Here is a 24,204-nt window from a genome sequence, read left to right on the forward strand (position 1 = left end):
ATCAACGAGCCCGGGCTCTCGTGCTCGTAGCGGCGGATAGGTTCGCCGGTGATCCGGTCGATCCGCCACAGGCGGTTGATCCGGGCGCGGACCAGCACGGCGTGCACGGTCGAGGCCGGCATGCTGAGCCGGCCGGCGATCTGAGCTGGTCCCAGACGGTGCCGCCACCGCAGAGCGACGATCTGCTTGACCGTGCCCTGCGGGGTCCGCGAAGGGCTGTGGTGCGGGCGGGAGGACCGGTCGGTCATGCCCGCGGTGCCTTCGGTGCGGTAACGGTGGGCCCACTTGCTGGCGGTGCGAGGCGAGACCATGAACATCTTCGCCGCGCTGGTGATGGTCCATCCGGACTCGACGACCAGACGCGCCAAGCGCAGGCGTGCTCGCGGAGTCAGCAGGGCGTTAGCGTGGGTCACGAAGGCCTCCGGTGCGTGGAGCGGTTATTCGACATCTCCACTTCACGACCGGAGGCCTTCGTCAGCTGGTAACCCGGCCGCGTGTCGTCAGAATCCAGGAACAACCTCCCTGGACATCACACCTAGCCCGGTGCGTGGGTGATCGGCAAAAAGTCAGGTGATCGGCATTCCGAACTGCCGATCACCTGACTTTTTGCCGACTGCTCCTCGGGCGGCTCAGCGCGCCCTGCGCTCCAACCGGTCCAGGTCCAGCAGCACCACGGCACGGCCCTCGCGGCGGACCCAGCCGCGGGTCGCGAAGTCGGCCAGGGCCTTGTTCACGGTCTCGCGCGAGGCACCGACGAGCTGCGCCAGCTCCTCCTGCGTGAGGTCGTGCGCGACGCGGATACCGTCGTCGTTCGGCTCGCCGAAGCGGGTCGAGAGGTCCAGCAGGGCCTTGGCCACGCGGCCCGGGACGTCGGAGAACACGAGGTCCGCGAGCGTCTCGTTGGTGCGCCGGAGGCGACGCGCGAGCGCGCCGAGCAGCTGGGTGGCAACACCGGGGTGGTCGGCGATCCAGCGCACGAGCGACTCGTGACGCAGCTCGTAGACCACGGAGTCCGACACGGACGAGGCCGACGCGGTACGGGGCCCCGGGTCGAACAGGGAGAGCTCCCCGAACATCTCGCCCGGACCCAGGATCGACAGCAGGTTCTCGCGGCCATCGCTCGACCGGCGACCCAGCTTGATCTTGCCCTGCGCGATGACATAGAGCCGGTCGCCCGGCTCGCCCTCGCGGAAGAGCACGTCACCCCGGACCAGCTCCACGGGCACCATGGACTCGAAGAGCGCGCGCGTCTCCTCGCCTTCCATGTCCGCGAAGAGGGGGGCAGAGAGTACGACTTCGTCGTCCACCAGTGGTGTCCTCACGTGTCGGGGACTTTCGTCCATCAGTCTTTTCCACCTCTCAGTCTGCCTCAATGTCACGAGAATGCCGGGTCATCGGGTTCTCTCGTGGCGTCCGCGTGGCGTGGAGACCGACGTGATCGTCCGCCTCGTGCGGGATGTCGGCTTTGCTCGGTGCGAAGTAGGACGCCCGTCCATAAATCCTAGGGGGTCTCACCTGGGAGTTTGGAACGGGCGTCCCAGGTACCGCTCAGGGAACCTCGCGCTGCTCCGGTCCCACGTACTCGCACACCGGCCGGATCAGCGCGTTCGCGGCGCGCTGCTCCATGATGTGCGCGGTCCAGCCGGTGATCCTGGAGGCCACGAACAGCGGCGTGAAGATGTTCGTGTCGAACCCCATCAGGTGGTACGCGGGGCCTGCCGGGTAGTCGAGGTTCGGCTTGATGTTCTTGGCCGCGCCCATGGCGTTCTCGAGCGTGTCGTACAGGTCGAGCACGTCGGTCTGGCCGTAGTGCTCGGCCAGGTCGCCGAGCACCGCCCGCATGGTCGGCACGCGTGAGTCGCCGTTCTTGTAGACCCGGTGGCCGAACCCCATGATCTTCTTCTTGTTGGCCAGGGCGTCCTCGAGCCACGCCTCCGCCTTGTCGGCGGTGCCGATCTCCTCGAACGTGGCCTGCACGGCCTCGTTCGCGCCGCCGTGCAGCGGGCCCTTCAGAGCCCCGATCGCGCCGGTGACGGCGGAGTGCAGGTCGGCGAGCGTCGAGGTGATGACGCGCGCGGTGAACGTGGAGGCGTTGAACGAGTGCTCCGCGTAGAGCACCATCGAGGCCTCGAAGGCCTGCACGACGGCAGGCTCCGCCTCCTTGCCGAACGTCATCCACAGGAAGTTCGCGGAGTAGCCGAGGTCCTCGCGCGGGTGCACGAGCTCCTGGCCGTGCCGGCGGCGCTGGTCCAGCGCGACGACGGCGGGCAGGACCGCCCACAGGCGCACCGACTTGGCGAGCTCTGCCTCGACGGAGGAGTCCTCCGCCGCCGGGTCGTGGGCGCCCAGGATCGAGACCGCCGTGCGGCACACGTCCATCGGGTGGCAGTCGGTGGGCAGCTCGAGGATCGCGTCGCGGACGTTGTCCGGCAGCTCGCGGTGCACACGCTCCGTGGCCGTCTGCTCGGTCAGCTGTGCGGGCGTCGGCAGCTCGCCGTGCCACAGCAGGTAGGCGACCTCCTCGAACGACTTCTTCGCGGCCAGCTCCTGTACCGGGTAGCCGCGGTACAGCAGGGAGTTGGTCTCCGGGTTGACCTTCGAGATGGCCGACGTGTCGGCGACGACGCCGGCCAGACCCTTGCGGATCTCCGTGGTCTCGGTCATGAGCACTCCTTCGTGTCGAGACAAGTTCAGGGCTTGTAGGTGAAGACGTTCGAATCGAAGTGGTTGTACGCCGCGTAGTCGGTGAGCTCGTAGAGCCGTGCACGGGTCTGCATCTCGGGTACCAGCGCGTCCTGGGTGCCCGACGCCGCGATGTGGTCCAGCGCGCGCTCGGCGGCGCCCATCGCGATGCGCAGCAGGGTGACGGGGTAGATCACGAGCCGCGCCCCGGCGTCCTGCAGCTGCTCGGCGGTGAAGAGCTCGGACTTGCCGAACTCCGTCATGTTGGCGAGGACCGGGACGTCGAGGGCTGAGGCGACGGCCTCGAACTCCGTGAGGTCCTTCATCGCCTCGGGGAAGATCGCGTCCGCCCCGGCGTCGGCCAGGGCCTTCGCGCGGTCGATCGCGAGGCGCAGGCCACGCTCGCCGGGCTCGGTGCCGCGGACGTCGGTGCGCGCCATGATGAGGAAGTCCGGGTCGCGGCGGCCGTGGACGGCGGCCCGGATGCGCCGGACGGCGTCGCCGAGTCCGACGACCTCCTTGCCGTCCAGGTGGCCGCACCGCTTGGGGTTGACCTGGTCCTCGATGTGGATGCCGGCCACGCCGGCGTCCTCCATGGTCTGGACCGTGCGGGCCACGTTCATGGGCTCGCCGAACCCGGTGTCGGCGTCGGCCAGCACTGGCAGGTCGGTGACCCGCGCGATCTGGCCGGCCCGGCCGGCCACCTCGGTGAGCGTGGTCAGGCCGATGTCGGGCAGGCCGAGGTCCGCGGAGAGGACGGCGCCCGAGACGTAGACGCCGTCGAACCCCTTGTCCTGGATCAGCTTCGCGCTGAGCGGGTTGAACGCTCCGGGCAGGCGCAGGATGTCCGGCCCGGCGAGGGCCTCGCGGAAGGCCCGGCGCTTGGCCGCCGGCGTGAGGTGGGAGTAGAGCATCAGCGGTTCTCCGCACCCAGCTCGAAGAGGCCGGTCGGGGTCTTGACGGAGTCCAGCACGCCAGGGGCGGCGACGATCGTCAGCGAGCGGACCTCGGCGGGCGTGAGCTCGGGCAGGCGCTCCGCGAGGGCGAGGAAGCGCTCGATCTCGGTGTCCTCCAGGATGCCGGCCGCCAGGGTCCGGAACTTGCGCACGTAGTCGGCGCGGGCGAAGGGGCGCGCACCCAGCGGGTGGGCGTCTGCGACGGCGATCTCGCGCGTCACCACCTCGCCCGAGGTGAGCGTGATCTCCACGCGGCCGCCGAACGCCTTCTCGGCGGGGTCGGTCGAGTGGTAGCGGCGCGTCCACTCCGGGTCCTCGGCGGTCGTGACCTTGCGCCACAGCTCCACCGTGTCGGGTCGCTGGGCGCGGTCCGGGGCGTAGGAGTCCACGTGGTGCCAGCCGCCGTCCTGCAGGGCGACCGTGAAGATGTACGGGACCGAGTGGTCGAGCGTCTCGCGGGACGCCGTCGGGTCGTACTTCTGGGGGTCGTTCGCGCCCGAGCCGATCACGTGGTGCGTGTGGTGGCTCGTGTGGAGCACGATGCCCTGGACGTTCGAGGGGTCCCGCAGCTCCGGCCGTTCGTTGCCCAGCGCGCGGGCCATGTCGATGATGGCCTGCGCCTGGTACTCCGCAGAGTGCTCCTTGGTGTACGTGTCGAGGATGCCCGTGCGCGGCTCGCCGGCCTCGGGGAGCACCACGTCGTACGCGGCGTCCGGCCCGTCCAGGAGCCAGGCGACCACGCCGTCCTCGCCCTCGTAGATGGGCTCGGGGGAGGTCTGGCCGCGCAGGGCACGGTCCACCGCCTCGACCGCGAGCTTGCCCGCGAACGCGGGGGCGTGCGCCTTCCACGTGGAGATCTGGCCCTTGCGGCTCTGCCGCGTGGCGGTGGTGGTGTGCAGGGCCTGACCGATCGCCTGGAACACGGTCTCGGTGTCGAGCCCGAGCAGCGTGCCGATCCCCGCCGCGGCCGACGGGCCGAGGTGCGCCACGTGGTCGATCTTGTGCTTGTGCAGGCTGATCGTGCGGACCAGGTCCACCTGGATCTCGTAACCGGTCACGATGCCGCGGACCAGGTCCTTGCCGGTGCAGCCGGCGTGCTGGGCCACCGCGAGGATCGGCGGGATGTTGTCGCCGGGGTGGGAGTACTCGGCGGCGAGGAAGGTGTCGTGGAAGTCCAGCTCACGCACTGCGACGCCGTTGGCCCAGGCCGCCCACTCGGGGCTGCTCGTCGCCTCGGGCGCGAGGCCGAACACCGTGGAGCCGGGCCGGTACGGGTGCGCCTGCGCCTGCGACCGGGCGGCTACCGCCGGGCCACGGGTGAGGCTGGCCGCCGCGACGGCGGCGTTGTCGATCACGCGGTTGATCACCATGTCGGTGACCTCAGCGGTGGGCTCGACGGTGTCCGTGGCGAGCTCCGCGAGCTTCCAGGCGAGCTGGTCGGTGCGCTCGAGCGGCTCGGCGGACGGGTAGACGCGCAGGTGGTGCGTGTACGGCATGGTGATTCTTCCTCGATTCACGTGGACCGTCGTGAGGCCCGGGGTGCTGCCCGGACCGTGGGCGGGGCATCGGGTGCAACGCGCGGCTCGTGGACGGCGTGTGCGTCCTCGACCTTCTCATACTCCGCGTCCTAGGTACACGGTGCTGAACCGGGCCGCGAGCTCAGGGGTCAAATGTCAGTGGGGATCGTTAGTGTGACCGATGTGACCACAGTCAGGGAACGCGAACCCGAGAAGACCGCGAAGAACGCGGCAGAGAGCCGGCTGGCGCTCGTGCGCAGGGCGCGGCGTGTCAATCGCCGGCTCGCGGAGACCTATCCGGACGCCCGGGCCGAGCTGGACTTCACGACGCCGCTGGAGCTGCTGATCGCAACGGTGCTCAGTGCCCAGACCACCGACGTGCGGGTCAACCAGACCACGCCGGAGCTCTTCGTGATGTACCCGGACGCCCAGGCGTACGCCGAGGCGAACCCGGACGAGCTCGAGGAGATCCTGCGGCCGCTCGGCTTCTTCCGCGCCAAGGCGCGCGCGGTGATCGGCCTGGGCCAGGCCCTCGTCGAGCGGTTCGACGGCGAGGTCCCGGGCCGGCTGAAGGACCTGGTGACGCTGCCGGGTGTCGGCCGCAAGACCGCGAACGTGGTGCTCGGCAACGCGTTCGGCGTCCCGGGGATCACCGTGGACACCCACTTCGGGCGGGTGGCACGTCGGCTCGGCTTCACCACCGAGGAAGACCCGGTGAAGGTCGAGACAGAGGTGGGGGAGCTGTTCCCCCGGAAGGACTGGACCAAGCTCAGCCATCACCTCGTCTGGCACGGGCGGCGGGTGTGCGTGGCGCGCAACCCGGCGTGCGGCGCCTGCAGCATCTCCGACCTGTGCCCCTCCTACGGGGAGGGCGAGACGGACCCCGAGAAGGCGGCGAAGCTTGTGCGTCCGGCGCCCGAGCGTTCGGAGTCGGCGGGCCTGCCCCTCAAGTAGCGCTACCGCGGCGCCGGGCTTGTGCGGGCGAGCCACTCCAGCAGGATGCGGTTGACCTCGTCCGGAGCTTCCTCCGGGAGGAAGTGGCCGGCACCGGGGATGAGCTCGTACCGCAGGTCTGGCGCGAGGGCGACGGCATCGATGTCGGCGCGCTCGGGCCGCACGATGCCGTCCCGGCCGCCTTGCAGCTGCAGCGTCGGTATCTCGAGCGGGCGACGCAGCGCGGTGCCGAACCGGCGTCCGTCCATCCGGGGCGTCGACCGCACGGCCCAGCGCAGGGCCTCCGCGGCGGAGTGCGCGGCGAACGGGATACGCATCACCGACTTGTACAGGCCGACCGCGTCGTCGGGCAGCGGGGCGGCCGCGCCCAGCGCGAGCGTGCGTTCCACGAGGTCACCCTGGGCCAGCGACCGCTCGGGCAGGGTCGGGAGCTGGAGGTACGCGAGCTCCCGGAGGGCCGCCGTCGTGAACGCGGCCCGGCTGCGCAGACGCGCCCGGGCGGGGTGTGGGCTGGACAGAGCGGCGACGGCCGCCGTCGTGCCCGGGTGCAGGGCTGCCATCGCCCAGGCGAGCGTGCCGCCCGTGCCGTGCCCCACCACCACCGCGCGCTCCCGGCCGAGCGATCGGACGACGCCCGCGACGTCCGCCGCCCGTGTCGGCACCCCGTAGCCCGACGGCGGCTTGTCCGAACCGCCCACTCCACGGACGTCCATCGCCGCCACGCGGTAGCCGGCGTCGGCCAGGGCGGGGATCTGCGCGCGCCAGGCCCACCAGAACTGGGGGTATCCGTGCAGCAGGAGGACCAGGGGCGCCGAGCGGCTCTCCGTCCCGGCGACCGCCACATGGAAGCGCGACCCGCCCGACGAGACGAACTCGTGCTGCCACGGACCCTCGACCAGGGCGCACGTGTAGTCGCTGGTGGCTGCCGTGCGGACGGCCGGTCTGGCCGAGAGTGCGGTCACAGGTACGAACCTACGCGCTCGGTGCCGTGCGCGCCCGGCTCAGTGACCGGTCTGCGCGACCCATCTCCCGGTCGGTCCTGCGCCGGGGTCGTCCGTGGTCGTGCGCGGTGCGGCGTCCGGCTGGACGGGCGGAGCCGCTGCCGCCGGGGGCGCCGGGGCGGGCACCTCCTCGACCTGACGCTGCTCCTTCGGTGGGTCGAACCGGTAGCCGACGTTGCGCACCGTGCCGATGAGCTGCTCGTGCTCGGGACCAAGCTTGGCCCGCAGCCGTCGCACGTGGACGTCGACGGTCCGGGTGCCCCCGTAGTAGTCGTAGCCCCAGACCTCCTGCAACAACTGGGCCCGGGTGAACACCCGGCCCGGATGCTGCACGAGGTACTTGAGGAGCTCGAACTCCTTGTAGGTCAGGTCGATGGGGCGACCGCGGAGCCGGGCCGTGTACCCGCCGGCGTCGATCGCGAGCTCGCCCGCGGAGATCTCCTGCTGGGAGTCCTCGGCCGGGCCGCGCGCGGAGCGCTCGACCACCAGGCGCAGGCGGGCCTCGACCTCGGCGGGCGAGGCGGACTCCAGCAGCAGGTCATCGGCCCCCCACTCGTGGGTCACGACCGTGAGGCCGCCCTCGGTGAGGATCAGCACGAGCGGCACGGTGAGTCCCGTGGCGTGCAGCAGCCGGCAGGTGGTGCGGGCCGCGACCAGGTCGCGGCGGGCGTCCAGCAGGACGACGTCCGCGTCCGGGGCGTCAACAAGCGCCGAAGGCTCCATCGGGAGCACCCGTACCCGATGGGAAAGCAGTCCTAGTGCGGGCAGTACCTCGGCAGACCCACCGGTGGCGGGTGTGAGGATCAACAGCTCTGCCATTGACGCACCTCCTCTCGGAACCGGCGTCTTGCAACCGTCCCTGGCTCGGGTCTCGCTGTAGCGAGACGTCCCGTCGCGTCCAACTGGCTCTGCTGAAGTCTGCCCTGTTGCTTGTTGCGTGCATGTTACACGCCCTTTTCCTGGGCACCACCATGCCGCTCAGGACCCGTGACGCTCACATGACGCGAGTGTCGCTCGTCTCTCTCAGGCCTTTGATCAGGCGGTTCGAGGCCTCCGATTGAAGGAACTCGGGCAGACTCTGGAAAACTCGGTCCCGTGTCCGTCTCCACCCGCGCCGTGACGACCGCTGCGCTCGCGGCCCTCGTCGCCGCCGCGTCCTACGTCCAGCCCCGGCCGCTGCCTCTCGTGGCGGCGGTGGTGGTCCTGGTGGTCCTCGTCGCGCTGGGCTGGCCGTCGCTGCTCCGGCTGCCCGCGGCGGGCAGCACGCGGGTGGTCGTGGCGCTCTGCGGTATCGGCGGAGCGGCCGCCATCTACTTCACGCAGGGGGAGCCGGTGCTGCGGCACCTGCCGATCGTCCTGGCCGGTGCGGTGGTGCTCGCGTTCATCGCGCAGATGCTGCGGCGTGACGGCCGGCCGCAGCTGACCGAGTCGGTGTCGGGCACCGTGGCGGGAGTCGTCGCCGCCATCGCGGCCTCCGGCTGGATCGCCGCCGCGCGGTCCGACGCCGGCGCCGCGCTCGTGGTCACGAGCGCTGTCGCGCTGGCTGTCGCGGCGGCCGTGTCGGCACTGCCGGTCCGCGGCTGGGTCGCGCTGGGGGTCTCCGCGGTCGCGGCGGTGCTGGTGGGCGGCACCGCCGGAACGCTGCTGCCGAACATCGACACGGTGAGCGGCCTCTGGTGCGGGCTTGTCGCCGGCGTCGTCGTGGGTGCGCTGCACCTGCTGCTGGAGCGGCTGCCCGCCCGGGGCGCGCGGCTGGCCGGGCTCGCGGCGAGCGCGCTGCCCGTGGCGGTGTGCGGCATCTTCGTGTTCGTCGTGGGCCGGATGGTCATCCTCTGAGGTGACCGGGCCGCCGGCGACCGCACCGACGCGCTCAGGACTGACGGATCATCTCGCCGGCGATCTCGATGCGGACCTTCTTGGCGACCAGGACGCCGCCGGCCTCGAGCGCGACGTTCCAGAGGAGACCCCACTCCTCGCGGTCGATGTCGCAGCTGCCGTGGAAACCGAAGATGTCCTGGCCGTAGGGGTCGTGGCCCACGCCGCCGAACTCGCACTCGAGCGAGACCGGGCGCGTGACGCCACGGACCGTGAGCAGGCCGTCCATGACGAACTTCGTGAACGAGCCGTCCGGCTGGTTCGGGTCGTGCGGGGCGCGGCCCGCGGTGCCGGCCTTGAGCCGGGCCCACGAGAAGATCGGGTCCACCTGCGTCCGCATCCGGAAGCCGGTGCTGCGGAACTCGATGGTGGGATGGTTCTCGACGTCCAGGAAGTCCGGGCTGGACAGGTGGGCGTCACGGTCGGGCACGTGTGTGTCGATCGACGCCGTCCGGATGGTGCACGTGACCTTGGAGGCGAGGGGGTCCTCACCGACGACGACCGTCGCCTCGCCCTCGGCGAACTCGCCGCGCACGGGGCTGACCATCATGTGCATGGCGAGAAAACCGAGCCGTTTGTGGTTCTGGTCGAGCTTGTACACCCCGGCCGCCGGGATGGTAATTCCATTCCAGGTGCGTGTTGGCAAAACTTCCATCTTAGCAAATTCTCCAATATATGCGGATGCATGCACGTTACCACCGAGACGGCATCGGCTTGGTCGGCATTTCGGCACGAGAAATACTGCTGCGGCCACGTGCGCTGCCAAGGAAATCACGCGCGCGACTCTGCGAGAAGAGCGAGGGCCTCGACTGTGACAGGCGTCATTGCAGGTGAGGACTTGTCTGGACGAGCAACACACGGCATCGTGGGTTAAATGTTGGGACAGGTGATAGCGCTGGTCGTGCTCGTGCTGGGCACCGCAGCGCTCGGAGTGTGGTGGTCAGCACGTCAGGGTGCTGTGCGTGCACCCCGCGAGGTACCGGCGGGGATCGACTGGTCGTCGGCCGGGATCACGCTCGCGGAGCGGGTGACGTTCGTACAGTTCTCCGCCGAGGTGTGCGCCGCGTGCCGCTCCACCGCGCGTGTGCTCGGAGGCCTCACCGGGTCGAGCTCCGGCGTCGGTCACCGTGAGCTGCTCGTGGACGACCACCTCGACCTCGTGCGCAAGCTGGGCGTGCTGCGCACCCCGACGGTGCTCGTGGTCGACGGCGGTGGGCGCGAGGTGGCCCGCATGAGCGGTGTGGTCTCCGACACCCAGGCACGTCAGGCGCTGAACCGGGTCCCGCTCACTGCGGGGGCCGAAGCGGACGGGGAAGGGCAGTCATGAGTGTGAGCAAGGGGATCGACCCGCGCGGGCCGCGTGTGGGGGCAAGCATCACGGCGGTGCTGCTGGCAGCAGTGGTGCTGCTCGGCGCGAGCACCGCCGGCCTGTGGCTGCTGACGTTCATCATGCTGAGCTTCCTGCTCGGCACGCTGCGCGGGGCCGAGGGCTCATGGCAGGGCATGTTGTTCAAGAAGTTCGTCCGGCCGCGGCTGGGTCCGCCCGGGGAGATGGAGGACCGGCGTCCGCCGCGCTTCGCGCAGGGTGTCGGCCTCTTCGTCACCGCGGTGGGCGTGCTCCTCGGGTTCTTCGGAGTGCTCCCGGCCGTGCCGATCGCAGCCGCCGTGGCTTTCGTCGCCGCGGCGCTCAACGCCGTCGTCGGACTGTGCCTCGGGTGCGAGATGTACTTGCTGATGCGTCGGGCGGGCCTGGTTCGCGCCTGACGGTCCCGGTTCGGCTGATCGGCACAAGGTCAGGTGATCGGCAGCTCGGACTGCCGATCACCTGACCTTTTGCCGATCTGCGGATCAGCCGACCTGCGGATCAGTAGACGAGCGCTTGGGCCCCCTCGCGCAGGATCTCCTCCGTGAAGAGGGCTGAGCCCGCTATGCGGATGCCGGGCAGCACGTCCGGCTCGGTGATGTCCCGGCGCGCGGCGCACTGGGTGCAGAGCGTGACGGTCCCGGCGGCCAGGACGGCGTCGAGCAGGTCGGACAGCGGCGTCGCGTGCTCGAGCGCGAGGTCGGCCGCCCGGCCGGGCAGCGCGAACCACGCGGACTCCCCGGTGAGCCACAGGCTCACCTCGGCCCCGGCCGCGACGGCGGCGGCCGCGACGGTGAACGCCTGGTTGGTGGCCTCGGGCCGGTCCAGGCCTGCAGTGGTCTTGATCACGAGCTGACGCATGCCGCTGACTGTAAGCGGTGGACCGTTAGGATCGACACCATGTCGATCCATGCCCTTGAGCTCATCTTCACCGGCCTCATCGTCGCCGTCGCCGTGGCGGTCACCTGGTTCGCCGGCTACGTCGTCTACAAGCTGTACGCCGGCCAGCGCTGATGACGTTCACCTTCCCGGACGGCCTCTCGCCCGAGGTGTACCCGCTCGCCTGGCTGGTGGGCCGGTGGCGCGGTGAGGGTGTGATCGAGTACCCGGGTATCGGCAAGAAGACGTTCGTGCAGGACCTGGTCTTCGACCACGACGGCGGCCCGTACCTGCGGTTCGAGTCCACGCTGCGCGTGCTGGAGGACGCCGTCCCGGACAAGCTGCCCGACGACGGCGAGTGGCCCGCCCCGGTGCCGGACCCGACCGAGTCCGAGGCTGACGCGCCCGAGACCGCCGAGGCCGCCGATGTCGCGGCGGCGGGAACCGTCTGGTCCACCGAGACGGGCTACTGGCGCGTGTCGACCGACCGCCCCGACGGCCTCGAGGACGACAAGCACGCGCTCGAGGTGCTCGTGGCCGACGCCTCCGGGCGGATCACGGTCTACGTCGGCGCCGCGGGCAACGGCCGGATCGACCTTGCGTCGGACGCCATCGCGCGGACGTCGACGGCGTCCGAGGTGCGTGCGTCGAAGCGCCTGTACGGCCTGGTGCAGGGCCGCCTGCTGTGGGTGGAGGAGCTCGCCGCGTTCGGTGAGCCGCTGCGCTCGTACGCCTCGGCGGAGCTGGACCGGCAGTGACAACGCGGGCGGGGAATGCCTCGTCCGCCCACAACGCTGCACCTGAGGTGAGCATGGATTACAAGAGCCCCCTGTTGAGCCGCCACGGCGCGGTCGCCGCCGCCGGACCCGATGCCGGGATCGCCTGGCACTACGGTGACCCGACGGCCGAGCAGCGCGCACTGTCGCGCGGCGGAGCGGTGGTCGACCAGTCGCACCTCGGGATCGTGCGGGTGGCCGGGCCGGACCGGCTGAGCTGGCTGCACTCCATCACCTCGCAGCAGCTGGAGGGCCTGGCGCCCCGGACCAGCACGGAGCTGCTCGTCCTGTCGCCGCAGGGCCACATCGAGCACGCGGCCGGCGTCGTGGACGACGGTGAGGCCACGTGGCTGATCACCGAGCGTGAGTCGGCGCCCGGCCTGGCCGGCTGGCTCGACCGGATGAAGTTCACGCGCCGTGTCGAGGTCGCCGACGTGACTGACGAGTGGGCGGCGATCGGGGAGCCCGTCGCCGCCGACGGCATCGAGGGCGAGCCCGTGACCTGGCACGACGCCTGGCCGACGGTGGCCGGCGGCGGCACCCGCTACGGCCCCCCCGAGTCCGAGCACCCCGGCGCCGGCCGTCCGTGGCGGCTCGTGCTGGTGCCCCGCGCGGACCTCGAGGCCGAGGTCGCCGCGCGCGAGGCGGCCGGCTGGCCGCTCGCCGGAACGTGGGCCACCGAGGCGCTCCGGGTCGAGGCATGGCGCCCGCGGTACGCCCGCGAGATCGACGACCGCAGCATCCCGCACGAGCTCGACTGGCTGCGGACCGCCGTCCACATCAACAAGGGCTGCTACCGGGGTCAGGAGACGGTCGCCCGGGTGCACAACCTCGGTCGGCCGCCGCGTCGGATGGTCATGCTGCACCTCGACGGTTCCCAGCACCTGCTCCCCGAGCCCGGTGCGGAGGTGCGCCTCCCGGCGTCGGACGGCGGGGCCGGCAAGGTCGTCGGCACGCTCACCTCGATGGCGCGTCACCACGAGCTGGGCCCCATCGGCCTCGCCGTGCTCAAGCGCAACGTGCCGGAGGAGGTCGAGCTCATGGTGGTCGGTGAGGTCTCCGGCCAGGCTCTCGAGGTCTCCGCGGCCCAGGAGGTGGTGGTTCCCGGCGACGGCGTGTCGGTCGACCGCCCTGAGTCGCACGGCCCGCTGACGCGTGGTCTGCGCGGACCGGGCAGCCTGATCTGACCCACGGGCGACGTCCCGTGTCCGGCGCCCGGTCGGATGCGAGGATGCCTTCGTGACCTCCTTGCCCGGCTCTGCCGACGAGATGTGGCGCAAGGCCATGCGCACGCTCATGCTGCGCACCCGGTTGCGTCAGGGCTGGACGCGGGCGCGGGCGGGCCTGATCCCGATCGCGCAGGCCTCGCTCGCCGCAGGCGCCGCCTACCTCGTGGCGCGCTACGCCCTCGGGCACGAGCAGCCCTTCTTCGCCCCCGTGGCGGCGTGGGTCCTGCTCGGGTTCACCGCGCAGCGGGACGTCCGCAAGGTGTCCGAGATGGCGGTCGGAGTCGCCGTCGGCGTCGCAATGGGCGACCTGATCGTGCACCTCATCGGCTCCGGCTGGTGGCAGCTGTCCCTGGTGCTGTTCATCTCCGCCGTCGCCGCCCGGTTCATCGACCGGGGCGCGCTGCTCGTCACCCAGGCCGGGGTGCAGGCGATCATCGTGGTCGGCCTGCCGTCGGTCTCCGGCGGGCCGCTCGGCCGGTGGACCGACGCCCTGGTGGGCGGCGCGATCGCCCTGCTCGTCGCGCTGCTCACGCCCGGCGACACCCGGCGGCGTCCGCGCGCCCTGGCCGAGCAGGCGGTGACCGAGCTCGCCGAGACCCTGGAGACGCTCGCCCGCGGTCTGCGCTCGCGCGACCAGGACGACGTCCGGGCCGCCCTCGTGCGCGGTCGTGCGTCCGAGCCCGTGCTCGCCGAGTGGCAGGAGGCCGCGCGCGGCGCGCGTGAGCTGGCCCGGATCTCCGTGGGACGTGTGCACCGCGCCGAGCTCGGCCGGCTGGAGGACCAGGCGGTGCTCGTCGACCGGACCATGCGGTCGGTACGGGTCCTGGCCCGCCGCGTGCTCCCGGTGATCGAGGGGGACCACGACGTCGAGCCCGTGGCCGGTCTGGTCGAGGGTTTCGCCACGGGGGTGCGCCAGCTCGCGTCCGACGTCGGCTCCGGGGCCGACGGCGCTCGCGGGCGCGACGTGCTGACCGCCGTCGCCGCCCAGGTGGACCCGCGGACGGTGGGGGAGGGCGACTGGCAGGTGCAGTCCCTGGTGGTGCTGCTGCGCTCGCCGGTGGTGGACGCGCTGGAAGCCGCTGGAGCCACCCCGGCCGAGGCCCGGGACGCCCTCCCGGAGCTCTGAGCTTCAGGTCTGGCCCCACCCCTGGCCGGGCCGCCGGTCCAAGCCGGCACCGATATCGTTGTGGTGCAGTAGTTGATCAGATACAGTACTTGCTGTGATGCAGAAAGAGAGCGGTGCGACGTCGGACGGCGGGGCGGATGCCTTCGCCGCCGACCTCTTGCGCGGACACACGGACACGATCGTGCTCGGTGTGCTGCGCCGCGAGGACCGCTACGGGTTCGAGATCTACAAGGCGATCCGCGACGCGACCGGCGGCGACTACGAGATCAAGGAGGCCACGCTCTACGCGGCCTACCGGCGCCTCGTGAAGGACGGGCTGGTCGAGGCCTACTGGGGCGACGAGTCCCAGGGCGGACGGCGCAAGTACTACCGCATCACCGACGCGGGCCGGGCCGTGTACCGGCGCAACGTCGACGCGTGGGTGGCCACGCGGCGCACCATCGACTCCCTCCTCGACCTGAAAGGTTCCTGATGATGACGAGCACATCGGTGCATCGCCTGCTGGACGAAGCCTTCGCGGGGCTTCCGGCAACCCCCGACGTGCAGGACCTCAAGGAGGAGATCCGCGCGAACCTCCTGGACCGCGTCGCGGAGCTGACGGCGGGTGGCGTCGCCCCCGACGAGGCCGCGCGGCGGGCGGTCGACGAGCTCGGTGACGTGCGGGCGCTCGCCGAGGAGGCGTCCGGTCCGACGGCGTACACCCAGCCGGCCGGCGCCCCGGCCACCGTGCCGTCGCCCGCTGAGCTGGCGGCTCGGAACCGCGTTCCGCGCAACCCGGCCTACGTGGCGGTCGTCGTGCTCATGTCGATGGTGCTGGCCGCCGCCGTCGCCGGGACCTTCGCCGCCGCGGTCGCCCTGGCGCACCAGGACGTCGGGCTCGCGCTGCCGACCGGGATCGCGCTGGTCGCCGGGGCCGCGCTCGGCTGGATCGTCGGCGCGTCGCTCGCCCAGGAGACGATGACGAACCACCCGATGCCCGCCGGGCGCTCGGCGCTGTTCGGCATGGGGTGGGGCCTGGTCCTGGTCGGCTGCCTGCTCGCGTACGTGCATCTCTCCGGTGCCAGGCACGGGTGGCTCGTCGTGGACGGGCTGGCGCTCGTGGGCGGCGTGGTGCTGCTGTCCTACCTGGCCGCGACCACGACCAACCGGAAGAAGCAGTGGGCGCTGGCGGAGGCGCGCCGCCACGTGGAGACCGGCAACCGGTTCGAACGGGACCCCGCGGCCGCCGCGCGGTTCGGCATCTACACGGCAGTGGTCTGGGGGCTGACCGGCGCCTCGGTCCTGATCGTCGGTCTGACCGTCGGCTGGCCCTGGGTCTGGCTGCCCGGGCTGCTCGGCTGGGCGGTGTTCATGCTGATGCTCGCCACCATGCTGTTCGGCGCCAAGCACCAGCGCGACTGAGCGGCGACGGCCGGACCTGGGCTGGGACCCGGGTCCGTGCCGTAGGCTCGCGCCGTGGGATTCTTGCAGTGGTTCGTCATGGCCGCGCTCGCGCTCGTGGTCTTCGTCGTGCAGGTCGTCGCGTTCGTCGACGCCGTGCGGAGGCCCGACAAGGGCTACCGCGCCGAAGGGCGCGTACCGAAGGCCGGCTGGCTGGCGATCCTGGGCTTCGCCGCCGCTCTCGGCTTCCTCGGGCTGCCGCAGGGCTGGCTCCAGGGCGGGTTCATGTTCGGCTCCTTCCTCAACATCATCGCGGTGGCGCCGGCGATCATCTACTGGGTGAGCCTGCGCCCCCGTCTGCAGCCGTACGGGACCGGCAACCGGCCCCGCGGCCCGCAGAGCGGGTGGTGACGCCGATGGCCCGCACCGGCAGCCCGGCGTCGGGCAGCGTGCTCGACGACGCGGCGCCGCTCGCCGAGGTGATCCGCGGCGATCTCGTGGAGTCGGTGCACCTGGGGCACCTGGTGGTGCTCGACCCGTCCGGTCGTCCGGTGCTCCAGGTGGGCAACCCGACCACGCCGATCTGGCCGCGGTCGTCGCTCAAGCCCTTGCAGCTGGTCGCGATGCTGCGCGCCGGGCTGGAGCTGCCGGACCGCCTGCTGGCGCTGTCCGCCGCGAGCCACAACGGCGAGCTGTTCCATCTGGAAGGCGTGCTGCAGATCCTCGGCTCGGTAGGCCTGGGCCCCGGTGCGCTGCAGAACACGCCCGACCTGCCGATCTATGCTCCGGCCGCGCTCGAGTGGCACATGGCGCCGCACAACGGCGGGCCGGGTCCGGCGCCGCTCGCGCAGAACTGCTCCGGGAAGCACGCGGCGATGCTCGCGACCTGCCTCGCCCAGGGCTGGGACATCCAGACCTACCTGTCGCCGGAGCACCCGCTGCAGCGTGCCGTGCGCGCCACGATCCTGGAGATGACCGGCGACGCCGAGGTGGTCATGCGCACCACCGTCGACGGCTGCGGTGCACCGCTGTTCTCGACGACGCTGCTGGGTCTGGCCCGCGCGTTCTCGATCCTCGGCGCGGCGCCCACCGTCGACGTCCGCTCCCACGAGGCCCGCGCCGGCCGCGCGATCTCCGCACACCCGGACATGGTGGGCGGCACGGGGCGGGACGCCACGCTCGCCATGCAGGCGGTGCCCGGCCTGGTCGCCAAGGACGGCGCCGAGGGCGTCTACGCCGCAGGCCTGCCCGACGGCTCGGCCATCGCGTTCAAGGTGCTCGACGGCTCCGCACGCTCCCGTCCGGCCATCCTCGCCGCCGCCCTGCGCGCGGCGGGGGCCGCCGGACTGCCGGGCGTGTACCCGGGTGGTCTCGACGGGCTGGGGCGCGTGCCCGTGCTCGGCGGCGGACGGCCCGTCGGGGAGGTCCGAGCAGTCTTCGCCGACGCGTACGAGGGCCGCCGATGAGGGCGGTGCTGCAGCGGGTCACCCGCGCCTCGGTCACCGTCGACGGCGAGGTGGTGGGGGCCATCGACAAGCCGGGTGTGCTGGCGCTGGTCGGCGTCACGCACGACGACGGTCCCGCCCAGGTCGAGACGATCGCCCGCAAGATCGCCGACCTGCGGATCCTGCACGACGAGAGGTCGGTGGCCGACGTCGGCGCGCCGGTGCTCGTCGTCAGCCAGTTCACGCTCTACGGCGACGCCCGCAAGGGGCGCCGCCCCACGTGGAACCAGGCGGCGCCCGGACCGGTGGCGGAGCCCCTCGTGGACGCCGTCGTCACCGCCCTGCGGGAGCGGGGCCTGACGGTCGAGACCGGGCGGTTCGGTGCCGACATGCAGGTGGAGCTGGTCAACGACGGCCCGGTGACGATCCTCGTCGAGGCCTGACCCGCTGGTGCGAGCGGGCTCAGCCGCTGTCGTTCCTCGGCCTCCACCCTGCGCCGCACCTCCGGCTCAGCCGCGGAGCGCCAGCACCGCCAGCTCCGTGCGGGAGCGCACCCCCAGCTTGCGGAAGACCCGCCCCAGGTGCACCTCCACCGTGCGGACCGACACGTAGAGGCTCGCGGCGACCTGCCGGTTCGTCCGGCCCTGCACCACCAGGCGCGCCACGTCGAGCTCGCGTTCGGTGAGCACGCCGTTCCACTGCCCGCACAGCTCTTCCTGCGCGACGTCGGCGGCGGGCTCGCCGGACGGTTCGTCCGGCGCCCGGCTCGCCGTCTCGCCCGCACCGGCAGGTACGAACCCCGGCGCCTTCAGGGCCTGCTCGGCGATGTGCTCCCAGGCCTTCGCCCCGGACTCCTCGAACAGCTCATGGGCTCCGAGCAGGTGCGCGGCGGCGTCCCCGGGCAGGCCGAGGCGCGCGAACGCCCGGGCCGCGACGAGCTCGGTCAGCCCGCGCTCGAACGTGGAGCCCACCCGCAGCGAGGCCTCGACGGCCCGCTCGCGCGCACGGTTGACGCCGGAGGCGTCCGCGAGAGCGAGCTCGGCACGTGCCAGGTCGAGCCGACGCCGCCGCACCGGCCCGCCGGAGAAGCCGCCCGTCGACTCCGGGCCGACCGTCGGCAGGACGCGGAGCCGCAGTCGCTCGTGCGAACGTCTGGCGGCCCGGTCCTGGCCGGCGAGCACGAGCAGCTCCACCGGGTCGGGCGTGGGCAGCCAGAGGCGGCGCAGGTCGTCGCCGCCGCGCTCGGCAGCGAGCCCGAGCAGGGTGGCGGCCTCGACCCAGCGGCCGTCGAACACCGCGGTCTGGGCGCGGTCGCCGAGCGTCGCGGCCCGCACGACCGGCGCGACCTGCCCGGGCACCGACGCCTCGAGCGCGGCGGTGGGCCGGCTCAGGTGCCCCTCCCGGACCAGATCCAGCCGCCGTGCGAGCGCGATCCCGAGCCCGCCGAACGCGAGGGCGACGGGCAGGCGCTCGACGGCGTCGTCGAGCACCGACGCCGCCCCGGTGATGTCGCCGAGCCGCAGTGCGAGGTAGGACTGCGCGACGCGCAGGTGCGCCTCCGCGAGCGGTGTCATCGCCTCGTCGGGGCCGTCGAACCACCAGCTGGGCGGCCGTGCCGGAGCCAGCTCCGCGACCTCGGAGAGGAGTGTCGTGGCTTCGCCGGGTGCCCCGTCGAGCATGCGGATCGTCTTGCGTGCGGCGGCGATCGCCGCCCGGTCGACGCCACAGGCATCGCCCGGGACCACGGCGTCCGGCCGGCCGTCCAGGAGGGCGAGCGCCATGCCGAGCGGACGGGCGGCGTCGGGCGCGCCGTCGGCGCTCGAGCCGTTGTCGGCGGCATGAGCGGCACGGCGCAGGTGCACGACGGCGTCGTGCACGTGCCCCGCCCACAGGGCGGCCCGGCCGGCCACCGCGAACGCACGTGCCCGCACGCGGTCGGTGCCGTGGCTGGCGGCCTCGCGCGCGACCTCGTGCGCCCGGTGGACGTCGCCGCGGGCGAGGTGCTGCTCGGCCAGCTCGACCAGCCCGTCGGCGAGCAGGGGATCACCGGCCAGCGTGCTGAGCGCCGTGTGCCACATGGCGACGAGCGGTTCGTCGGCCCTGCGGTGCACCTCCGCCAGGGCGACGTGGGCGGCGGTGCGGGTGGCGAGGTCGGCGTCGTCGTGCACCACCGAGCGGATACGCGGATGGTGGAACCGGAACCGGCCGCCCACCAGGTGCAGGTGGCGGCCGGCCGGCCCGGCCATGAGCGTGTCGATGTCGGTACCCGACGCGGCGAGGAGCACCTCCGTGCGGTCCACCACGGCCACGGCGGCGACGAGCAGGACACGGCGTGCGGTGTCGTCGAGGCCGAGCGGGCCGACGGCCTCTCGGACCGCACGCGCGGCGGGAAGCGGGTCCGGCATCAGCGCCGTCCCGAGGAGATGCTCGTCGTCGAGCATCCGTGCTGTCTGGTCCACACATCCAGGTTCGTCACCCACCAGTCGGCTGAGCTCGCACGCGACGTGGGGTGCCACGGTGCGGTCACCGAGGGAGAGCGGAAAAACGACTTGCAGCGGCAGCGCGGTCATCGTCGAGCCTCCCGGATTCGTTCACGGTGCTCGCAAGTATGGCCTCCTCGCGTTTCACCCGCATCAACCTGAGGGCACGACTTTTGCTGCGTCGCGCCGTCGGACCTGGGATCCTGCTGCGCTCCGACGGTGAGATACCTGGTACCGCACGAAGTTGTTTCGGAGTCGAAGGATTCACCCCGAAACAACTTCGTGCGTTTCGTCGGTACCACTACGTAGTCCCACCGTGTGGAGATCCCTTATTCCCGATTAACGCAGGTTTCCTTACTTTTAGGGGAGTGTTAACCGCGGGACCCACCGGATCAAGGACGACCGGATGAGAGAGGGAAGACGATGGACTCGACGTACGAACCGCCGTCAGGCATCAGCAGGACAGGTCGACGAATCCTCGCGGGGGTGGCCGCGCTCGCCGTGGCAGCCTCCGCCGCCGTGGCCGGCGTCGGCCTGCGCGACGCGCACGCGGCAGAGACCGAGGCCAGCGCCGCCGCTGCCGGGGGCTCCGCCATCAACGGCTTCCGCAGCGTCGGCTACTTCGCTCAGTGGGGGGTGTACGGGCGCGGGTACCAGGTCAAGCAGATCGACACGTCCGGCGTGGCCGACGAGCTGACCCACATCAACTACGCCTTCGCCAACATCCACCACCAGAACCTCGAGTGCTTCGAGGCCAACAAGGCCCAGAGCCCCGGGCCGAACGGCTCCGACGGGGCGGGCGACGCCTGGGCCGACTACGGCATGGGCTACACGGCGGCCAACTCCGTGTCGGGCACCGCCGACTCCTGGGACCAGCCGCTGGCCGGCTCGTTCAACCAGCTCAAGCAGCTCAAGGCGAAGCACCCGGACCTCAAGGTCATGATGTCGATGGGCGGGTGGACCTGGTCCAAGAACTTCTCGCTGGCGGCCAAGACCGACGCCTCGCGCGAGAAGCTCGTGTCGAGCTGCATCAACATGTTCATCAAGGGCAACCTGCCGGTCATCGACGGCCGCGGCGGACCCGGTGCCGCAGCCGGCGTCTTCGACGGCTTCGACATCGACTGGGAGTGGCCGGGCTCGCCGAACGGCGCCGAGGGCAACCACGTCGACCCAGTGAACGACAAGCGCAACTTCAAGCTCCTCCTCGCCGAGTTCCGCGAGCAGCTCGACGCGCTCGGCGCGACGACCGGCAAGGACTACGAGCTCTCCGCGTTCCTGCCCGCCAACCCGGCGGACATCGAGGCGGGCGGCTGGAACGACCCGGAGATCTTCGAGTACCTCGACTTCGGTAACGTCCAGGGCTACGACCTGCACGGCGCCTGGGACGCGAACCTCACCGGGCACCAGGGCAACCTGCACCACGACCCCGCGGACCCGCGCGAGCCGGCGCGGCAGTTCAGCGTCGACCTCGCCGTCAAGTCGTACACGGACGCCGGGATCGACCCCGCGCAGCTCGGCCTCGGCCTCGCGATGTACGGGCGCGGCTGGACCGGTGCACCGTCGTCCGACGCGTGGGGTACCGCGACCGGCCCGGCCTCCGGCCAGTGGGAGGCGGGCATCAACGACTACGACGTCATCAAGAACGTGGGTACCGGCTACTACGACGCCGAGCTGGGCGCTGCCTGGCGGCACGACGGCAACACCTGGTGGTCGTACGACAACGAGCAGTCCGTCCGGGCGAAGGCCGACTACATCCGGGCCGAGGGCCTGGGCGGGGCCATGTGGTGGGACCTGTCGGGCGACCGCTCCGGCACGCTGACCGGTGCGCTGCAGGGCGTGCTCGGATCCGGGACGCCCGGGCCGGTCGAGGGCGGCGGGGGCCCGACTGACCCGCCGACCGACCCGCCCACGGACCCGCCGACCGACCCGCCGACCGACCCGCCGGGTGACGCCTGCGCCTCGGCGGCCTGGAGCGCGTCGGCGGTCTACGTGGGTGGGAACACCGTGTCGCACGCCGGGCACGAGTGGCGTGCCAAGTGGTGGACGCAGGGCGAGACCCCCAAGCCGTCGGAATGGGGCGTCTGGCAGGACCTGGGCGCCTGCTAAGGCCTGACAGGCCGAGCGCGTGATCGGCAGAACGTCAGGTGATCGGTAATCCGAACTACCGATCACCTGACGTTTTGTCGATCACGCGCATCTTTGCGTGCAAGGAAGCACCAGCTCGCGACAGAGTGGGGGCGTGGACGACAGTTCTGGTGAGCCGCCGCACGGCAGGCTCCCGCACGACGACGCCTGGTTCAGCGCGCTCTTCGACGCGCACTCACGTGCGCTCTACTCGTACTTCGTCCGTCGGCTGCCCGACGGCGGCCGCGCCTCCGACGCCGAGGACCTCGCCGCAGAGGTGCTCGCCACCGCGTGGCGACGGCGCGACGACGTGCCCGACGGCGCCGAGCTGCCGTGGATGTACCGGACGGCCGGCTACGTGCTGGCGAACCACCGGCGCAAGATGCGGGCGCTGCCCGTCGCGATCGTCCCCGACGAGCCGGACGACGTGGACCCAGCGACCTTCGCCGCCGTGGACGACGCCGTCCGCCAGGTGCTGTCCCAGCTGTCCCCGCGCGACCGGCGCATCCTGTTGCTCGTCGCCTGGGACGGGCTCTCCGGCGACGACCTCGCCCAGGTGCTCGGCGTCTCCCGGGGCGGGGCCGACGCGGCGCTGTCCCGCGCGAGGGCGCGGCTCCGCGACGCCTGGGACGCACACGAGCAAGCGGTGGACGCATGAGCACATGTAGAGGGTGTGCGCGGTGCGCAGCCGAGCACGGCACGGAGGGACGGCGATGAACGAGCACGAGCGGCTGGAGGACCCGGCGTTCGCGCGCCTGGTGGCGGCGGACCCCGCGCGGCGTGCGCCCGACCCGGCGCAGGGCGTGCTCCGCGCGAAGGTGGACGCGCTGATCGCCGAGCAGGCCGAGCAGCGGCCGGCCGGTGGAGCGGAGCACGGCACCGCGCGGCGTGAGCCCGCCGGGCACGAGCCCGCCGGGCACGAGCAGGCGGACGAGCTCGCGCTGCGGCGGCACCGGCGTCGGACGCCCTGGCTGGTCGCGGCCGCCGTGGCCGGCATCGTCGCGGCGGGCGGAGGCGGCTACGTGGCCGGGGAGTCGGGGTTCGGGTCTGGCGCCTCGCCCGCGTCCGACATGGCCGAGAGCGCCGACCAGGCGCCGTCGGTCATGTCGGAGCGGGACGATGGTGGCGGCGAGAGCGAAGCCACGACCGACGGACTGGGGCCGCTCGCCGCCGACGGCGACCTGCCGGCGGCGACCGGGTTCGTGTTCCACGCCGGTGCCGGGCTCTCGGAGGTGCCCCGGACGGCGGAGGTGCGCGTCGCCGGGACGCACGGCGAGAGCCTCGGCTCCTACCCGGTGGTCAGCGAGGCGGAGGCCGTCGAGCGGCTCGGCGACCCGCGGTTCCTCGGCGCGGTGCTGGGTCGGCCCCCGCAGGCCCCGCCGCAGGAGGAGACCGGGCAGTCGACGCCGCCGGTGCCGGGCGGACCGGTCGCCTTGCCCGTCGAGGACGTCACCATCCGCTCGGCGGATCTCACGGAGGCGCACTACACGCTGCCGGACGGCACGATGCTGCTCGTCCCCGCCTACGACCTCACGGACGACGCGGGCCGCACCTGGACCGTCATGGCCGTGGACGACGAGCTGCTCGAATTCGGGCCGTGACGCGACTGCCCTGCGGGCGTCGTAGGGTCGAGCACGCAGGGATCCCGAACTTCACATCCTGAACTTCACAAGGAGTGCAACCATGGCAACACGTACCGCCCGCACCGCTTGGAACGGCACCTTCACGGAGGGGTCGGGGCAGGTCGAGCTGTCGTCGTCGGGCGTGGGGACGTACGACGTCTCCTGGCCGGCGCGTACCGCCGACCAGGCCGGCGGCGTCACCAGCCCCGAGGAGCTCCTCGCGGCATCGCACTCGTCGTGCTTCACGATGGCGTTCACGAACGAGCTCGGCTCCGCCGGTGCGACGCCGGAGCAGATCGAGGTCACGGCCGACGTGACGCTCGGGCCGGACCCGGCCGGCGGCGTCCGCATCACCAAGAGCGCCCTGACGGTGCGCGGGTTCGCGACGGGCATCGACGAGGCAGGCTTCAAGGCCGCCGCCGAGGCCGCCAAGACCGGCTGCCCGATCTCGAAGGCGCTGACCGGCGTCGACGCGATCACGGTGGACGTCACCTTCGAAGGCTGACCCCTCCCCGTTGAGTGCTGGGTATTTGTTGATCTCGCAGTCAGAAGCCCACAAATACCCAGCACTCAACGGCTGGTCGGACAGGTGTGCGGCTCGCCGCTTTGTGGTGCGAGAATCGCGAGGTGCCATCGCAGACCCCCGACGCCCCGTCCCGGAACGGTATGAACGACGACGACCGCGTTGCGCACGGCTCGAAGGCCCACACCGCTGACGACGCCGAGGCAGCCCGCGCCGCGCGCGAGAAGGCCGAGGCCCGTGCCGCCGAGGAGGCGGAGCGCCGCCGCGCCGAG

The 24,204-nt window shown here is 72.0% G+C and carries 26 protein-coding genes; 16 read left to right on the plus strand and 10 right to left on the minus strand.

Features of this window, described 5'->3' with window-relative positions; all coding sequences use genetic code 11:
• The 5 genes from LUU90_RS19825 to LUU90_RS19845 form a co-directional block, all read right to left on the minus strand.
• Positions 1-413: leucine zipper domain-containing protein (locus LUU90_RS19825; protein ID WP_275005578.1), on the minus strand; the 413-nt coding region annotated here is incomplete at its 3' end.
• Positions 414-629: 216 nt separating this feature from the next.
• On the minus strand, positions 630-1,307 hold the full coding sequence (locus LUU90_RS19830; protein ID WP_116677089.1) for a Crp/Fnr family transcriptional regulator: 678 nt from the start codon (positions 1,305-1,307) through the stop codon (positions 630-632).
• A gap of 241 nt (positions 1,308-1,548) precedes the next feature.
• A complete protein-coding gene (locus LUU90_RS19835; RefSeq protein ID WP_275005579.1) occupies positions 1,549-2,664 on the minus strand; it encodes a bifunctional 2-methylcitrate synthase/citrate synthase in 1,116 nt (371 codons plus the stop codon).
• 26 nt (positions 2,665-2,690) lie between these two features.
• Complete coding sequence (gene prpB / locus LUU90_RS19840; RefSeq protein WP_275005580.1) at positions 2,691-3,596, minus strand: methylisocitrate lyase; 906 nt, start codon at positions 3,594-3,596, stop codon at positions 2,691-2,693.
• A complete protein-coding gene (locus LUU90_RS19845; protein ID WP_275005582.1) occupies positions 3,596-5,134 on the minus strand; it encodes an MmgE/PrpD family protein in 1,539 nt (512 codons plus the stop codon). Before LUU90_RS19845 ends, prpB begins: the two co-directional genes overlap by 1 nt.
• A 174-nt stretch (positions 5,135-5,308) precedes the next feature.
• Here LUU90_RS19845 and nth point away from each other — a divergent pair, with 174 nt between their 5' ends.
• A complete protein-coding gene (gene nth, locus LUU90_RS19850) occupies positions 5,309-6,109 on the plus strand; it encodes an endonuclease III (RefSeq protein WP_425596270.1) in 801 nt (266 codons plus the stop codon).
• Positions 6,110-6,111: 2 nt separating this feature from the next.
• Here the strand turns inward: nth and LUU90_RS19855 are convergent, their stop codons facing one another.
• Positions 6,112-7,071, minus strand: coding sequence for an alpha/beta fold hydrolase (locus tag LUU90_RS19855; RefSeq protein ID WP_275005586.1), 960 nt, complete (start codon positions 7,069-7,071; stop codon positions 6,112-6,114).
• A gap of 39 nt (positions 7,072-7,110) precedes the next feature.
• Complete coding sequence (locus LUU90_RS19860; RefSeq protein WP_275005587.1) at positions 7,111-7,929, minus strand: winged helix-turn-helix transcriptional regulator; 819 nt, start codon at positions 7,927-7,929, stop codon at positions 7,111-7,113.
• A gap of 276 nt (positions 7,930-8,205) precedes the next feature.
• Between LUU90_RS19860 and LUU90_RS19865 the strand changes: the two genes are divergently transcribed.
• Entirely contained in the window at positions 8,206-8,946 is a 741-nt protein-coding gene (locus LUU90_RS19865) for a hypothetical protein (RefSeq protein WP_275005590.1), read from the plus strand.
• A 34-nt stretch (positions 8,947-8,980) separates the two neighbouring features.
• Here LUU90_RS19865 and LUU90_RS19870 read toward each other — a convergent pair whose 3' ends face one another.
• Positions 8,981-9,586, minus strand: coding sequence for a YceI family protein (locus LUU90_RS19870; protein WP_275005591.1), 606 nt, complete (start codon positions 9,584-9,586; stop codon positions 8,981-8,983).
• 273 nt (positions 9,587-9,859) lie between these two features.
• Here LUU90_RS19870 and LUU90_RS19875 point away from each other — a divergent pair, with 273 nt between their 5' ends.
• Both LUU90_RS19875 and LUU90_RS19880 read left to right on the plus strand, forming a co-directional pair.
• On the plus strand, positions 9,860-10,312 hold the full coding sequence (locus LUU90_RS19875) for a thioredoxin family protein (RefSeq protein WP_275005593.1): 453 nt from the start codon (positions 9,860-9,862) through the stop codon (positions 10,310-10,312).
• Positions 10,309-10,749: a DUF4395 domain-containing protein gene (locus LUU90_RS19880; protein ID WP_275005595.1), complete on the plus strand. Its 441-nt coding sequence runs from the start codon at positions 10,309-10,311 to the stop codon at positions 10,747-10,749. Before LUU90_RS19875 ends, LUU90_RS19880 begins: the two co-directional genes overlap by 4 nt.
• Before the next feature lie 100 nt (positions 10,750-10,849).
• Here the strand turns inward: LUU90_RS19880 and LUU90_RS19885 are convergent, their stop codons facing one another.
• On the minus strand, positions 10,850-11,209 hold the full coding sequence (locus LUU90_RS19885; protein WP_275005596.1) for a DsrE family protein: 360 nt from the start codon (positions 11,207-11,209) through the stop codon (positions 10,850-10,852).
• A 152-nt stretch (positions 11,210-11,361) separates the two neighbouring features.
• On the opposite strand from LUU90_RS19885, the gene LUU90_RS19890 reads away from it, so the two are divergent.
• The 8 genes from LUU90_RS19890 (at position 11,362) to dtd (ending at position 17,626) form a co-directional block, all read left to right on the plus strand.
• On the plus strand, positions 11,362-11,985 hold the full coding sequence (locus LUU90_RS19890) for an FABP family protein (protein ID WP_275005598.1): 624 nt from the start codon (positions 11,362-11,364) through the stop codon (positions 11,983-11,985).
• A 53-nt stretch (positions 11,986-12,038) separates the two neighbouring features.
• Entirely contained in the window at positions 12,039-13,190 is a 1,152-nt protein-coding gene (locus LUU90_RS19895; protein WP_275005600.1) for a YgfZ/GcvT domain-containing protein, read from the plus strand.
• Positions 13,191-13,242: 52 nt separating this feature from the next.
• On the plus strand, positions 13,243-14,358 hold the full coding sequence (locus LUU90_RS19900; RefSeq protein WP_342470794.1) for an FUSC family protein: 1,116 nt from the start codon (positions 13,243-13,245) through the stop codon (positions 14,356-14,358).
• Positions 14,359-14,455: 97 nt separating this feature from the next.
• Positions 14,456-14,830: a PadR family transcriptional regulator gene (locus tag LUU90_RS19905; RefSeq protein WP_275005813.1), complete on the plus strand. Its 375-nt coding sequence runs from the start codon at positions 14,456-14,458 to the stop codon at positions 14,828-14,830.
• A gap of 2 nt (positions 14,831-14,832) precedes the next feature.
• Positions 14,833-15,759: a permease prefix domain 1-containing protein gene (locus LUU90_RS19910; protein ID WP_275005601.1), complete on the plus strand. Its 927-nt coding sequence runs from the start codon at positions 14,833-14,835 to the stop codon at positions 15,757-15,759.
• A gap of 54 nt (positions 15,760-15,813) precedes the next feature.
• Positions 15,814-16,149, plus strand: coding sequence for a DUF2516 family protein (locus LUU90_RS19915; RefSeq protein ID WP_275005603.1), 336 nt, complete (start codon positions 15,814-15,816; stop codon positions 16,147-16,149).
• Positions 16,150-16,154: 5 nt separating this feature from the next.
• On the plus strand, positions 16,155-17,204 hold the full coding sequence (locus LUU90_RS19920; RefSeq protein ID WP_275005604.1) for an asparaginase: 1,050 nt from the start codon (positions 16,155-16,157) through the stop codon (positions 17,202-17,204).
• On the plus strand, positions 17,201-17,626 hold the full coding sequence (gene dtd, locus LUU90_RS19925; protein WP_275005606.1) for a D-aminoacyl-tRNA deacylase: 426 nt from the start codon (positions 17,201-17,203) through the stop codon (positions 17,624-17,626). The genes LUU90_RS19920 and dtd overlap by 4 nt, the downstream gene beginning before the upstream one ends.
• A gap of 66 nt (positions 17,627-17,692) precedes the next feature.
• Here the strand turns inward: dtd and LUU90_RS19930 are convergent, their stop codons facing one another.
• The gene (locus LUU90_RS19930) at positions 17,693-19,642 is read right to left on the minus strand and encodes a helix-turn-helix transcriptional regulator (protein ID WP_275005607.1); all 1,950 of its coding nucleotides are present in this window, start codon (positions 19,640-19,642) and stop codon (positions 17,693-17,695) included.
• Positions 19,643-20,149: 507 nt separating this feature from the next.
• Between LUU90_RS19930 and LUU90_RS19935 the strand changes: the two genes are divergently transcribed.
• From LUU90_RS19935 to LUU90_RS19950, 4 genes are all read left to right on the plus strand, one after another.
• On the plus strand, positions 20,150-21,769 hold the full coding sequence (locus tag LUU90_RS19935; RefSeq protein WP_275005609.1) for a glycosyl hydrolase family 18 protein: 1,620 nt from the start codon (positions 20,150-20,152) through the stop codon (positions 21,767-21,769).
• A 133-nt stretch (positions 21,770-21,902) separates the two neighbouring features.
• Entirely contained in the window at positions 21,903-22,445 is a 543-nt protein-coding gene (locus LUU90_RS19940; RefSeq protein ID WP_275005611.1) for an RNA polymerase sigma factor, read from the plus strand.
• Between the two features lie 55 nt (positions 22,446-22,500).
• Positions 22,501-23,388 carry a hypothetical protein gene (locus LUU90_RS19945; RefSeq protein ID WP_275005613.1) on the plus strand — a complete coding sequence of 296 codons (888 nt, stop codon included), beginning with the start codon at positions 22,501-22,503 and terminating at the stop codon, positions 23,386-23,388.
• 82 nt (positions 23,389-23,470) lie between these two features.
• Positions 23,471-23,914, plus strand: coding sequence for an OsmC family peroxiredoxin (locus LUU90_RS19950; protein ID WP_275005615.1), 444 nt, complete (start codon positions 23,471-23,473; stop codon positions 23,912-23,914).
• Positions 23,915-24,204 lie beyond the last annotated feature (290 nt).

This window comes from Promicromonospora iranensis (assembly GCF_028994775.1).
Lineage (GTDB): Bacteria > Actinomycetota > Actinomycetes > Actinomycetales > Cellulomonadaceae > Promicromonospora > Promicromonospora iranensis_A.

Excerpts from the sequence above, each read along its gene's own strand:
- LUU90_RS19950 (WP_275005615.1), top strand. The coding sequence starts at position 23,471 with ATGGCAACACGTACCGCCCGCACCGCTTGGAACGGCACCTTCACGGAG.
- nth (WP_425596270.1), top strand. The coding sequence starts at position 5,309 with ATGTCAGTGGGGATCGTTAGTGTGACCGATGTGACCACAGTCAGGGAA.
- dtd (WP_275005606.1), top strand. The coding sequence starts at position 17,201 with ATGAGGGCGGTGCTGCAGCGGGTCACCCGCGCCTCGGTCACCGTCGAC.
- LUU90_RS19885 (WP_275005596.1), bottom strand. The coding sequence starts at position 11,209 with ATGCGTCAGCTCGTGATCAAGACCACTGCAGGCCTGGACCGGCCCGAG.
- LUU90_RS19835 (WP_275005579.1), bottom strand. The coding sequence starts at position 2,664 with ATGACCGAGACCACGGAGATCCGCAAGGGTCTGGCCGGCGTCGTCGCC.
- prpB (WP_275005580.1), bottom strand. The coding sequence starts at position 3,596 with ATGCTCTACTCCCACCTCACGCCGGCGGCCAAGCGCCGGGCCTTCCGC.
- LUU90_RS19860 (WP_275005587.1), bottom strand. The coding sequence starts at position 7,929 with ATGGCAGAGCTGTTGATCCTCACACCCGCCACCGGTGGGTCTGCCGAG.
- LUU90_RS19920 (WP_275005604.1), top strand. The coding sequence starts at position 16,155 with ATGGCCCGCACCGGCAGCCCGGCGTCGGGCAGCGTGCTCGACGACGCG.
- LUU90_RS19945 (WP_275005613.1), top strand. The coding sequence starts at position 22,501 with ATGAACGAGCACGAGCGGCTGGAGGACCCGGCGTTCGCGCGCCTGGTG.
- LUU90_RS19905 (WP_275005813.1), top strand. The coding sequence starts at position 14,456 with ATGCAGAAAGAGAGCGGTGCGACGTCGGACGGCGGGGCGGATGCCTTC.
- LUU90_RS19845 (WP_275005582.1), bottom strand. The coding sequence starts at position 5,134 with ATGCCGTACACGCACCACCTGCGCGTCTACCCGTCCGCCGAGCCGCTC.
- LUU90_RS19895 (WP_275005600.1), top strand. The coding sequence starts at position 12,039 with ATGGATTACAAGAGCCCCCTGTTGAGCCGCCACGGCGCGGTCGCCGCC.
- LUU90_RS19890 (WP_275005598.1), top strand. The coding sequence starts at position 11,362 with ATGACGTTCACCTTCCCGGACGGCCTCTCGCCCGAGGTGTACCCGCTC.
- LUU90_RS19910 (WP_275005601.1), top strand. The coding sequence starts at position 14,833 with ATGACGAGCACATCGGTGCATCGCCTGCTGGACGAAGCCTTCGCGGGG.
- LUU90_RS19875 (WP_275005593.1), top strand. The coding sequence starts at position 9,860 with ATGTTGGGACAGGTGATAGCGCTGGTCGTGCTCGTGCTGGGCACCGCA.
- LUU90_RS19880 (WP_275005595.1), top strand. The coding sequence starts at position 10,309 with ATGAGTGTGAGCAAGGGGATCGACCCGCGCGGGCCGCGTGTGGGGGCA.